Source organism: Vibrio sp. 2132-1 (assembly GCF_033344315.1).
Genome location: NZ_JAWPON010000007.1, coordinates 227248 through 239651, shown reverse-complemented (window position 1 = coordinate 239651; position 12404 = coordinate 227248). Strand labels below are relative to the sequence as shown.

Here is a 12404-nt window from a genome sequence, read left to right as displayed (position 1 = left end):
CCTAGGTTAGATGGTTAGAATGTGTGATGGCATCAGTTTTCGTGCCATCAGGAAGTCGGCTATCTAGACCTTCTTCATATCGAGTTGGAGACTTGCGCATCAAACGTAGGAGATAGAAGAAGCCAGCTCCAAAAACCACAAAGTAAACCACGATGAACGCCGTCAGGGAGACGCTCACCGCGGCGGCATCAATAGGCGATGCCGAATTGGCTGTGGTTAAAAGACCGTATACGGTGTAAGGCTGTCGACCGACTTCGGTAGTTATCCAGCCTGCTAAAACTGCAATAAACCCCGCTGGGGCAAACAGGACACAAATACGTTGAAGTGCCCTTGAATCAAAAAGTTTGCGACGTTTTCTTAGCCAAAGGCTCCACAAACCAATAACAAGCATGCCAAAACCAAGCGCGACCATTACTCGGAAAGACCAGAAAACGATAGATACAGGAGGGTGTTCCTCCTCTGGAAAAGCATCTAACCCCTTCACTTCACCGTTGAGGTCATGAGTTAAAATCAAACTACCGAGTTTGGGGATTTCCAGTGCGTATTCCATACGTTTTTCTTCATCGTTAGGGATACCGAAGAGGATCAATGGCGCGCCTTGGTGAGACTCATAGTGCCCTTCCATCGCGGCGACTTTGGCGGGTTGATGTTCAAGGGTGTTTAATCCATGCATGTCTCCAGCAACGATTTGAATTGGTGTCACGATGGCAGCCATCCACATTGCCATCGAGAACATAATTCTGGCTAGAGGGTTATGGTTTGCTTTTAGTAAGTGGTAAGCGGCAACGCCAGCTACAACAAAGGCAGTAGTAAGGTAAGCGGCGAGCAACATATGAACGAGCCGGTAAGGAAAAGAAGGGTTGAAGACAATCGCCCACCAGTCTTCTGGGATAAACTGTCCGGCTTCGTTGATACTATAGCCCGCTGGTGTTTGCATCCAACTATTAACCGAAAGTATCCAAAACGCAGACAAAAACGTCCCGAATGCAACAATGCAAGTCGCGGCGAAGTGAAGCTTCTTACCCACCTTATCCATACCGAAAAGCATCACGCCTAAAAACCCCGCTTCGAGGAAAAACGCAGTAAAAACTTCATAACCCATCAGCGGGCCTAGGATTGGGCCTGTTTTGTCGGCAAACACGCTCCAGTTAGTACCGAATTGATAGCTCAACACGATGCCACTCACCACACCCATACCAAAACTGATGGCAAAGATTTTGAGCCAGTACTTATAGATTTGCATGTACTGTTTGTTGCCCGTTTTTAGGTACAAGCCCTCTAATACAGCGAGATAACTTGCCAAACCAATCGTAAAAGCTGGAAAAATAATGTGGAAAGAGACAGTAAAGGCAAATTGGAATCTAGCTAGGTCAATGGCGAGTGTGTCCATGAGCGGTCCCTTTTTCGTTGGATAAACTGTTCGCCGGATTTAAAGAGGAGACAGAAGAGTGGCGAACAAGGTGAAGTACGAAGAAGGAAGACGAAGAGATTAAAAAACGATCGCTTTTTACACATGTGCGTACCATCTTTTAGATAAAGGAGGAGCGTTATGAGCCTTAAACATTACTTTGAGAAAGCGACACCTAAGTTTGGTCCAGGTGGGAAGTATCACAAGTTCTACCCACTTTTCGAAGCTGTCGAAACCATTTTTTACACGCCTGGTAAGGTAAACCAGGGCATGACTCACGTTCGAGATAGCATCGATTTAAAACGTATTATGATCATGGTGTGGTTGGCGGTCTTCCCTGCCATGTTCTGGGGTATGTACAACATAGGCCAGCAAGCGAGTGATGCCTTGTTGTATGGAATGGATCAAGCCTCAGCTCAGCAAGCGCTTGTTTCTTCATGGCAACTGAGTTGGGTATGGGGCTCGTTAGATGCGGTTTCACAAGCGGGGTGGGGAAGTAAAATGTGGCTTGGTGCTACTTACTTTCTCCCGGTTTATGCGACGGTGTTTATCGTTGGTGGTTTCTGGGAAGTTCTGTTTGCTATTGTGCGAAAGCATGAGGTAAATGAAGGCTTTTTTGTCAGCTCTATACTCTTTGCGCTGATCCTTCCTCCGACAATTCCACTATGGCAAGCGGCTTTAGGTATCACTTTCGGTATTGTTGTGGCGAAGGAGATTTTCGGTGGTACTGGACGAAACTTCCTAAATCCAGCTTTAGCAGGGCGCGCGTTCTTATACTTTGCCTATCCTGCCAACATGTCCGGTGGTGCCGTGTGGGTCGCGGCTGATGGTTACTCTGGCGCTACTCCACTTAGCCAATGGTATGAAGGAGGGCAAAGTGCTTTGATAAATAATATGACGGGAGAGCCAATTTCATGGGGAGATGCTTTTGTTGGTAATTTACCAGGCTCGATGGGTGAAGTCTCCACGTTGTTGATCGCACTAACAGGCTTGGTTCTCATCTTTATGAAGATTGCATCGTGGAGAATTGTTGCGGGCGTGTTGGTCGGTTTAATCGGAGCTTCATTACTATTGAATGCGATCGGTTCAGACTCTAACCCCATGTTCTCCATGCCGTTCTACTGGCACTTCGTGATTGGTGGGGTTGCGTTTGGTACCTTCTTCATGGCGACAGACCCTGTCTCGGCAGCTTTTACCAATAACGGGAAATGGGCATACGGACTATTAATCGGCGTGATGACGATTTTTATCCGAGTGCTGAACCCGGCTTATCCAGAAGGCATCATGTTAGCTATTCTATTTGCTAACTTATTCGCGCCACTTTTCGATTACCTAGTCAAAGAAAGTAATATCAAACGCAGAATGAAAAGGGCGAGACCTTCTTAAAATGAGGGTGACCTCACTGAAAATTGATTGAAAACTGCACTATATTGAAAAGGTCAGAGACATGGGGTTTCTGACTTTTTATTTTTATCAGGAGGACGAAGACGATGAGAATAAAGGATATTCTCGATAGCCGTTTGGTGCTGTCGTTCTGGTATAACCTAGACTACTGCTTGTCTCTTCTTAGTAAAATCTCTTCTCGTTGATTTCCTCAATGCAATCGCATTGAAAAGCATTCTATCTATTTGTTTTTTAGTCTTACGTGAAACTGCGTAGGGCAATGCGTATAAGGAAATTAACAATGAAACGTATTCCAGAACCTTTCCGTATCAAAATGGTTGAGCCAATCAAAATGACGACTTTGGCAGACCGTGAAGTCGCGTTAAAAGAAGCGGGCTATAATCCATTTCTTCTTCGTAGTGATGATGTTTATATCGATTTGCTGACTGACTCAGGCACTGGTGCCATGAGTGATAATCAGTGGGCTGGTATCATGATGGGGGATGAATCCTATGCGGGGAGTCGAAATTACTACAACCTGTGTGATGCAGTGGAGCACTTCTTCGGTTATAAGCTCACCGTGCCTGCACACCAAGGGCGTGGTGCCGAGCAAATTTTGTTCCCCGCTTTGATTGAGCGTATGCGTCAGGTGCGTGGTGGCGAAACGCCAGTATTTATCTCGAACTACCATTTTGATACCACAGCGGGTCATATTGAACTCAATGGCGGTAAAGCGATTAACGTGGTAACGGAAGAAGCATTCGACACCACTACGCCTTATGATTGGAAGGGCAATTTTGATATCGATAAGCTGGTGGCAACAATTGAAGCGCACGGTTCGCATAACATCTGTGCAATTATCACCACGATTACTTGTAATAGCTCCGGTGGTCAGCCTGTGTCGATGGAAAACATGCGCAGTGTGTACGAGATTGCAACCAAGTACGATATTCCAGTGGTGATTGACTCGGCTCGTTACTGTGAGAACGCCTACTTTATCAAGCAGCGTGAAGCGGGTTACGAGAATAAATCAATTCTGGAAATCATCCGTGAGATGTACCAGTACGGTGATATGCTCACCATGTCAGCTAAGAAAGACCCGATGGTAAACATTGGTGGCATGTGTTGTATTCGTGATCATAAGGAGTTGTTCCAGGCGGTGCAGACACGCTGCGTACCCATGGAAGGATTTGTAACATACGGCGGCATGGCTGGGCGTGATATGGAAGCGCTCGCTCGCGGTTTGTATGAAGCCGCGGATGAGGATTTTCTTCACTATAGAATTAGCCAAGTTCAATACTTAGGTGAGCGCTTACGTGAAGGCGGTATTCCGATTCAATACCCAACGGGTGGTCATGCGGTGTTTGTGGATGCCGCTAAGATTTTGCCACATATTCCAGCGGATCAGTTTCCTGCGCAGGTATTGTGTAATGCTTTGTACTTGGAAGCGGGTATTCGAGCAGTAGAGATAGGATCGTTGCTGCTTGGTCGAGATCCGGAAACGGGTAAACAAAAAGCGTCAGAGCTTGAGTTGATGCGTTTGACTATTCCACGTCGTGTCTACACAAACGATCATATGGATTACATTGCGGATGCGATTATCGAACTGAAAAATCGTGCACATGAGTTAAAAGGGCTCACTTTCGAGTACGAGCCACCAGTGCTGCGCCACTTTACTGCTCGATTTAAAGAGATCGATTAACTCAAGTTTAAATCTAGATAAGCAAAAGGCCGCGAGTTTCGCGGCCTTTTTCGATTCGTTTATTTCTTAGCGTTACACTTACGCCAACTCTAATGTGATGCGAACGAACTGGTCGTCTTGATACTGCACTTCATAATTGAAGGTACCACTGGCGTAAATGCTGCCAAGAAAAAGTGAACGTTGACTCATTGGTCCGCGGAACAGCATCGAAATAGGAGCGATTAGGGCGTTATTATCATCGAAGTGCTGATTTAAGTTCTCAGAAAGCACACACAGCAAACAGCCGTGTTGGTCGTGAGATAAGTCGACGTCTTCCGGTCGAGATAATAACACGGTAGTCCCCAGTTTCTTCTCAATCTCGTTGATCAGCAGCAAGTAGCTATCTAGATCGGGTTGAGGGTTGCTGGGTTTGTCTGCACCGACGCAGCGCTCGAGTAATGCTTCCAGATTTCCGTTCTCACCTTTTGCCTGCTGAGTCAAAGATTTTAACGGCTTTTTAATCAGCTTATAGCGATTACTCTTCAGTTTTGGTTTCAGCCATTTCTGAAGTAAGTCATTACGTTCTTTAAGGGAGAGGCCATGCGAGGACGCGTGAATTTTAAAGTGCAGGTGTAATAAAGCGTGAACCGCAAGCTCACTCAGAAGTTGATTAGCATCTGTAGACTGTCTTGCCTGCTTAGAACTTTGCATTACACTCGAACAAAATTAGGGAAGAAGGATAATGGTGCCGAGAGAGGGACTCGAACCCTCACACCAAAGGCACTAGCACCTCATGCTAGCGTGTCTACCAATTTCACCATCTCGGCATCATGATGCTCTGAATACTCAGAGGCCTCGAAAGAAGCAACGCGAATTGTATAACCAAAATCCACCTGTTGGCGAGAGCAAAATGACGAATTTTGGCTCTTTCGAGTTTGATTGCATATTTATTGGTCACTTTTATGTTTTTTACCATCAACGCCTATCCTTATGCCCTTACTTTTATTAATAGTATGACGACAAAAGAGTACTTTTGCCTAAATTTTGAACGCTTGAACGTTTGCGTAAATAAATGTGATGAATATCTCTTTTTGTTGGCTATACTTGCGTCCCGTTTAAGCGGGAATTAGGGTTTAGTTGTTCAGGACCCTTACCCATACAAGCCGTCACATGGAGCAGGCCAAGCAACATGCTCGCCAGCAGTGAATGACCCCACGGACCGGACCAGCTACGTTCAATTGCTTGTATAAGGTAAAAATAAGATGTCGAACTATTCGTTCTGTCTACATTCTGGATCTAAAAGTGAGTTATCACTCGCTGCGTTGTCCCTTTCTTCTGCCAATTCCTTTGGCTCTTTTTTCTTTTTCAACGTTTAGTAGGTCCAGCTCATGAGTGTTCTATTTAGTCTATTTGGTATTGTTGCACTGCTAGGTTGTGCTTTCCTACTTTCTGAGGGTCGTTCTTCCATTAATTGGAAAACTGTATCTCGCGCCTTGATGCTACAAATGGGGTTTGCTGCTTTGGTGCTCTATTTCCCGTTGGGTCAAGCGGCGCTGGCGAGTTTAAGTAATGGGGTCGCGGGGCTACTCAGCTTTGCTGATGAAGGGATTAAATTCCTCTTTGGTGACCTCGCTTCTTCTGGCTTTATCTTCGCTATTCGTGTCCTTCCTATCATCATCTTCTTCAGTGCTCTTATCTCCGCCCTTTACTATTTGGGCATTATGCAAAAAGTGATTCAATTTATTGGCGGCGCTATCCAGAAGTTCTTGGGTACGAGTAAAGCAGAGTCTTTGGTTGCAACAGGGAACATCTTCTTATCTCAAGGCGAGTCACCACTTCTTATTCGTCCATTTCTTTCTAACATGACTCGCTCTGAACTGTTTGCCGTGATGGCTGGTGGTATGGCTTCAGTGGCGGGCAGTGTGCTTGGTGGTTATGCTGGTTTGGGTGTCGACCTCAAATACTTGATCGCGGCAAGCTTTATGGCAGCGCCAGGTAGTTTGATGATGGCAAAAATTATCGTTCCTGAGCGTCAAACGCCAAGCGATTACAACAATATTGAGCTAGATAAATCAGAAGAAAGCAACGTAATTGATGCGCTAGCAAGCGGTGCTATGGGCGGTATGAAAGTTGCTGTTGCTGTTGGTACCATGCTTATCGCTTTCGTGAGTGTTATCGCGATGGTGAACACGGGGCTAGAAAACTTGGGTGAGATACTTGGTTTCTCTGGCGTAACGCTACAAGCGATTTTTGGTTATTTGTTTGCACCTCTCGCATGGTTGATTGGTGTGCCAAGCCACGAAATCCTAGCTGCGGGTTCATACATTGGTCAGAAAGTGGTGATGAATGAGTTTGTTGCGTTTATCGATTTTGTGCAGCACAAAGCGACACTGTCTGAGCATACTCAAATTATTATCACTTTTGCGTTGTGTGGTTTTGCGAACATTGGCTCAATTGCGATTCAGTTGGGTTCTATCGGCGTGATGGCACCTGAGCGCCGCAAAGATGTTGCAAGTCTAGGCCTAAAAGCGGTTGCTGCTGGTACACTCGCTAACCTGATGAGTGCGTGCTTAGCGGGCATTTTTATCTCTCTCTAATTTAGATTGAAGATACACACTAAAAACCCGCCTAAATGGCGGGTTTTGTTATTTCTAAGGCTTGGGCATTAAGCCGTAAGGTATCGATTTAAAAGCCTCTGGGTGCTCTTGATAAGTTGGCGCTTTATGTACCCCTTTCCAATCGAGCAGCATGATGGCTAGCACGTTACGGTGTTCGCCGTACTTGAGATCAAAGTTACCGTCGACCGACGGAATCATCCCTTTTTCTGCGTTGATTGCGTGACGAATGGCTTGGCGGGTTTTCTTTACGACCGGATCATGGTCCAAGCCTGCTAACAAAAACGAAATGCCGACTTCCGCAATCACGTCTTCTTTGGCGCGCAGTAGGATAGTGTCGATATTGTTGCGAAAGTAATCATAAATCCATTGGTGTTTCTTCTCGCTTACTCGCTCCTGATAATACTGTGAATCGGCAAAGATGATGTGCGTCATACCATAGAGTTTGTTCCAATACTGCTGAGCTGAAAGCATCTTATCTTTATCGTCGGGGTAGGTGTCACGGAAGGTTTGAGTGAATTCCTCGACCACATCTTGCTCTCCTAACTGACGAAGCCAGTAGACTTGGTTTGCAAGCTGAGCTGCCCATGCCTCTATCATCTCTTTGTCCGTAACGTAACGCGAGAAATCGTAGCGCCTAATAATTTTTCTCAGCGTTTTGTCTTGTTTATGTTGTAGGCCATATTCGTTTGCTCTTGCCATTGCGCCAAGCAAATCCACACCAAGATAAAGGTACTCAGGATGGTGTTTAGTCACGGTATAGCGTCGCTGCCCTCGTTCGGTTTCTTTCTCTTGATACGTGGTCAGCCTTTGAGATGAATAGAGAATGATGTCTTCTGGTTCAACAACTTCATTAGCAAATTGGTTTAACCGGCTGGCTACTTGTGCCATGTCGGTCCAAATGGCAGAGTGATATTTCTCATCTAATGTTTGGCGGTACATGCGTAAGCCAAAATGGCCCTCTTTAAACGCCGGGAAAGTGAACAGTTCCTGTTCGTAGGTACTACGAATCAACTGCGCTGATTGAGTATTATCGAGAAGCGGTACCTCTTCCTGTGATGCCTGAGCTGCAAAGGTAAGTGAGCAAGAGAGTAAGACCGCTAAGCTAAGAGGTTTAATACGCATAAATCCATTCCCTATGAAGTCCTGAACCTAAACCTACCATCAATATTAATTGAGAATGTAAAAGCTGAGTCAATAGTTAAAAATTTGCCTAAAAGTCAGGTTGATACGTTCATCTTTGGTTTTCGCGGTTTTTGGTACGCAGTGCTTCCAGTGATGCTGGAGCTCGCCAGCCATAATCAGTAAGGAGCCGTGAGAAAGCTCGTATTCAATCTCAGTTTTACAATGTAAATTTCTAAGCAAAAATCGACGTGTTTCACCTAAGTTCAAAGATGCGATAACAGGGTTTCTACCTAACTCTGGTTCATTATCTTGGTGCCAGCCCATTGAGTCTTGGCCGTGTCGATATAAGTTAGCGAGAACAGAATTAAAAGTGACATCAGCAACTGATTCACAACGCACTTTCAACTGAGTTAACTCAGGAGTCCAAGGGTGAGGCTGCATGGTTAAGCCTGAGTAAGTATATGCTGCATCACCGTGCCACGCTTGTAAGCGAGGTTGAAGTACTGACTTGCCGAACATAGTAATGTGTTCTTGGTGCCATGGTAGTGTTTTTCGAAGTTGGTCAAAGTAATTATCCGCCTCAAGATGGCTAAGAAAATGAGGATCATAATAAAGTTTTCCTCTTTCTACTTCTTGCCATAGATCGCCGCCAAATAAATCGCCTTGTTGATGCATCATCTCACACCTAAAACATAAAAGTTGTCAATCACTGTTACCTTTCTGATTATGATTGGTTATTCTTGTGATAATAAGAATTTTAACAATAAATAAAAAATCTCGTAGTTGTATACGAGTTGTGGGGAGAAAATGCGTTATTTACCCAGAAAGCGATGCTATTTTGCATTGTTCTTCCTCACCTTTTTCGCTTTGTGTATTGGGGTTATCGAGCTGTTAAATCGAAACCAGCAAGAGCTTCACAAAGAGCGAGTTCAAGTTGAGGCCAAAGAACAACTTTCCATTCTCCGTTCCAATTTGGAAGCGGTACTTATGGCGGATATCTACAAAGCCAGTACTTTAGCGACACTCATTACGTTACTTCCTAAAAACCAAGAAGAAGAATTGAGTATCGCCGCTCACCGAATCCTAAATAAAAGTAAACATATTACAATCATCGGTATCGCGAAAAATGATGTAATTAGTCATGTATTTCCACGCCAAGGTAATGAGCGCCTAATCGGCCTTGATTACCGCGCAGTGCCACAGCAGTGGGTACAGGTGCAAAAAGCCAAGGATGTACAAGAAATTTTCATCGCAGGGCCAGTGACTTTGATTCAAGGTGGCCGAGGTTTGATCGTGCGTGTGCCTGTTTTTCTTGATCCTCCAATGAATCAGGACTACTGGGGAGTGATCAGTGCGGTGATTGATTTCGATGCTCTGATGAGAGAAACCGGCGTAATTGATTTCTCGTATCGTTACCCTTTAATGATCCGTGGTTACGATAGCGGTGGCTCATTTGGTGATGCTTTCTTTGGCGCGCAAAGTGTAAATAGCATGGCATATGCAAAAGAGATGGTTCATTTTCCTTATGGTGGGTGGAGTATGGTGGTTTTCTCTGGAGGCAAAGCTGATCGCCAAATCTCTTGGCATCAGTTGCATTTAGCTAGAGTAATCGGCTATCCCATTATATTCGCACTTAGCCTCGCGCTGTTCGCCATTTATCGACTGTATACCATTGCAGATGACAGAGCTTTACACGATGAACTCACGCATTTACCAAACCGTCGCTATTTTATGAAGTTTTACAAGCAGCAGTTTGAAATAGCGAAACGTTATAAAAAGCGTTATAGCTTCGCCTTAATTAATATTGACCTAGATAGGTTTAAACACATTAACGACACCTATGGTCACGACGCAGGTGACAAAGTTTTAATCGCTACGGCTGAAAGGGTAAAAAGCTCTCTGCGTAAATCAGACATCGTGGCCAGAATGGGCGGTGATGAGTTCTTAGTTGTAGTTCATCACCCAGGAACGGAAGAAAATGTTCAGTCCCTTCTACAAAAACTTCGATTAGCGCTATGCTCGACGCCCGTCATTTACGATGAAACGCTTATCTATTTGAAAGCCAGTATTGGGTACGCGATATTTGACCCGAAAATGTCATCTCCTGAGCAAATGATGAAAATAGCCGATGAGAGAATGTATCAACAAAAGCATGGCGGATGAGCCTGAACCCAGTTTCAATAAGGGGTTAGAAGAATGGTAAAGTTGGGAGCCCGAAATCTCATCATCATTGAGGTGCAAGAATATGTGACTTCATATGTTCACAGACACTTTGCTGAGAGAGTCGTTATTAGCAGTGCATTAAGTGGCATATTTGCATAATATTGCATTTTGCAAATGCAGTTTGCGAAATTAATGGTTAATAAAGCAACGATATGCATCTGGATCTACTAAAAAACGGCTTTTTAAAAGTTGGCACGCATCGTGCTTTACTTAGAGTGACCCTTATTAAGCCGAGGGTCACCTAGCCAACTGACGTTGTTAGTGAATACAAATTGTTCACAAGTATATACCGCCAATCACGTATATTGTGATTGGCGTTTTTTCTTTCTAAAGACCGATGATATTCACGTCGTTGCCCGTCTCATCAGCTTCTCCGCACTTGCTGTAACAACTAGGTTGTCTTGGACAAACCGCCCCTCTGGAGCAGATCAACCTTGTTTGGGTTTGAATCCCGCGCTCTATCCAGTTGATGTTTAATATCTTAGCGATAGTCGTTAAGTCTTTTTTGATGTGGGGAGGAATAACACTACTTCCGCCGGAAGCGACACAAAGGGACTTAAGTTCTTCCGCTATGGAAACGGCATCGCCACCTTGTGCAGAAATGGCAGGGTTAAGATCAATACCGGCACATAGCACGCGATTATTCCCCGCAGGATCAAATACGTTGACCGATTCGCAGCAGTAGATACGTGGCTCGTCACCAACATTTAAAATCGAAATTTGCGCTGAACTTGTATCCAAAGGCTGGGAAAGGCGTCGGAATACCGCCCAGTGCTGGCAAGGGTCGTTTACTTTGCGCATGTTGCCCCAAGGCAATGGAATACCATTTCCTCGATACACTGCTTTTAACTTGCCGGGGCCATAGGCATCAAAATAGTGCCAATGCGGGTAAGGCGAGACCACCGTCATGCGACGCATTGCAACGGAAGGAGAAACCCCCGCCTTTTTGTGAACATCAATCTCATAACCAGAACGGTCAAGCAACTGACGAAAGGGTACTTTGGGGCAGAGTAGGGCACCGGCAAAGAAGCTGGACTCAAAATCACGCCAAGCTTGCAGGATATCTTGCGAATTGAGTTCAGAGTTCGACACAGGGCTGTCCATTTGCTCCCAATTGTTTTGATGCCCGATAGATAAAACGTTATTCATTGCATCGCTGCTATGGAGCACTCGATGGCCGATATATACCGCCAAGTCATACTTCAATCGGGTTGGATAGTCACGCATTCGTTTATTGAGATAAATAGTCCCAGGTGGCTCCATGAAAGACGTAATCAACTGTTTGGCGCTGACGCCCAGTTCATCAATCACATCTTGTGGCGCTCGATCTACCCAGCGGATATCCAATCCCATACTCTTTGCAATGTCTACGAGATCTTCTACAGATAGATTCAGCCGCTTCAAGCCGACCTCTTCGGCGGCGCGCTCTAAATCAGGAAAATGGTTTTGATGGTTTTCTTGGTGTGCGCGGATCAGTAAGTGGGCGAATTGACGCCCCGTGATACCTGTTTGGGAGAGCATTTCTGGTATCGCGATTTGAAGAATATCATTGGAAAACAGGAAGCTCGGCTCCAACGCCATGCCACTAATCCCGCCACGATTTCCTTTGTTGGGTGTGATGGCTTCTAATTCGGGTTCATCATCTAAAAACCACGCCGGATCTTTTTGAAAAACTTCCGCGATCACTTCGAGCATATCGATACTCGGTACGCGTTTTCCGCGCTCAATCATCGAAAGGTAAGAAACCGAAGGAGCGTACTCTGGATTAATTCTTACACAACGGGCAGACAAATCTTCCATCGTTAAATGGTTGTTTTTTCTTAGGTTACGAATTTTCGTACCAAGAAAATGAGACTGACGAATAAGGCTTTTTGACACAGACATTTTGTAAAATTCACATTGTAAAATTTTTGTTGTGAAATTGTAGTCAATATTTCGCTAGTCTACATAATGAGCAGGCAAGGAAATT

General features: G+C 44.9%; 9 protein-coding genes and 1 tRNA gene. 4 read left to right on the top strand and 6 right to left on the bottom strand.

The window, feature by feature from the left end; genetic code table 11:
* Position 1 precedes the first annotated feature (1 nt).
* Positions 2-1390: a cytochrome ubiquinol oxidase subunit I gene (locus tag R8N47_RS10195; protein ID WP_017635517.1), complete on the bottom strand. Its 1389-nt coding sequence runs from the start codon at positions 1388-1390 to the stop codon at positions 2-4.
* A gap of 159 nt (positions 1391-1549) precedes the next feature.
* Here R8N47_RS10195 and R8N47_RS10190 point away from each other — a divergent pair, with 159 nt between their 5' ends.
* Both R8N47_RS10190 and R8N47_RS10185 read left to right on the top strand, forming a co-directional pair.
* A complete protein-coding gene (locus R8N47_RS10190) occupies positions 1550-2794 on the top strand; it encodes an NADH:ubiquinone reductase (Na(+)-transporting) subunit B (protein ID WP_047102825.1) in 1245 nt (414 codons plus the stop codon).
* 298 nt (positions 2795-3092) lie between these two features.
* Positions 3093-4493, top strand: coding sequence for a tryptophanase (locus tag R8N47_RS10185; RefSeq protein ID WP_005384172.1), 1401 nt, complete (start codon positions 3093-3095; stop codon positions 4491-4493).
* 78 nt (positions 4494-4571) lie between these two features.
* On the opposite strand, the gene R8N47_RS10180 is transcribed toward R8N47_RS10185, so the two are convergent.
* Positions 4572-5183 carry a DUF2913 family protein gene (locus R8N47_RS10180; RefSeq protein WP_005374167.1) on the bottom strand — a complete coding sequence of 204 codons (612 nt, stop codon included), beginning with the start codon at positions 5181-5183 and terminating at the stop codon, positions 4572-4574.
* Positions 5184-5215: 32 nt separating this feature from the next.
* Positions 5216-5299: transfer RNA gene (locus R8N47_RS10175), tRNA-Leu, on the bottom strand.
* Positions 5300-5860: 561 nt separating this feature from the next.
* Between R8N47_RS10175 and R8N47_RS10170 the strand changes: the two genes are divergently transcribed.
* The gene (locus R8N47_RS10170; RefSeq protein ID WP_017635515.1) at positions 5861-7069 is read left to right on the top strand and encodes a NupC/NupG family nucleoside CNT transporter; all 1209 of its coding nucleotides are present in this window, start codon (positions 5861-5863) and stop codon (positions 7067-7069) included.
* A gap of 54 nt (positions 7070-7123) precedes the next feature.
* Here R8N47_RS10170 and R8N47_RS10165 read toward each other — a convergent pair whose 3' ends face one another.
* Together R8N47_RS10165 and R8N47_RS10160 are read right to left on the bottom strand one after the other, a co-directional pair.
* On the bottom strand, positions 7124-8212 hold the full coding sequence (locus tag R8N47_RS10165) for a DUF3541 domain-containing protein (RefSeq protein WP_064354488.1): 1089 nt from the start codon (positions 8210-8212) through the stop codon (positions 7124-7126).
* A gap of 69 nt (positions 8213-8281) precedes the next feature.
* Positions 8282-8887 carry an alpha-ketoglutarate-dependent dioxygenase AlkB family protein gene (locus R8N47_RS10160; protein WP_005374161.1) on the bottom strand — a complete coding sequence of 202 codons (606 nt, stop codon included), beginning with the start codon at positions 8885-8887 and terminating at the stop codon, positions 8282-8284.
* 132 nt (positions 8888-9019) lie between these two features.
* Here R8N47_RS10160 and R8N47_RS10155 point away from each other — a divergent pair, with 132 nt between their 5' ends.
* On the top strand, positions 9020-10375 hold the full coding sequence (locus R8N47_RS10155; protein WP_064354489.1) for a diguanylate cyclase: 1356 nt from the start codon (positions 9020-9022) through the stop codon (positions 10373-10375).
* Positions 10376-10762: 387 nt separating this feature from the next.
* Here R8N47_RS10155 and R8N47_RS10150 read toward each other — a convergent pair whose 3' ends face one another.
* Entirely contained in the window at positions 10763-12319 is a 1557-nt protein-coding gene (locus R8N47_RS10150) for a DUF3612 domain-containing protein (protein ID WP_081248203.1), read from the bottom strand.
* Positions 12320-12404 lie beyond the last annotated feature (85 nt).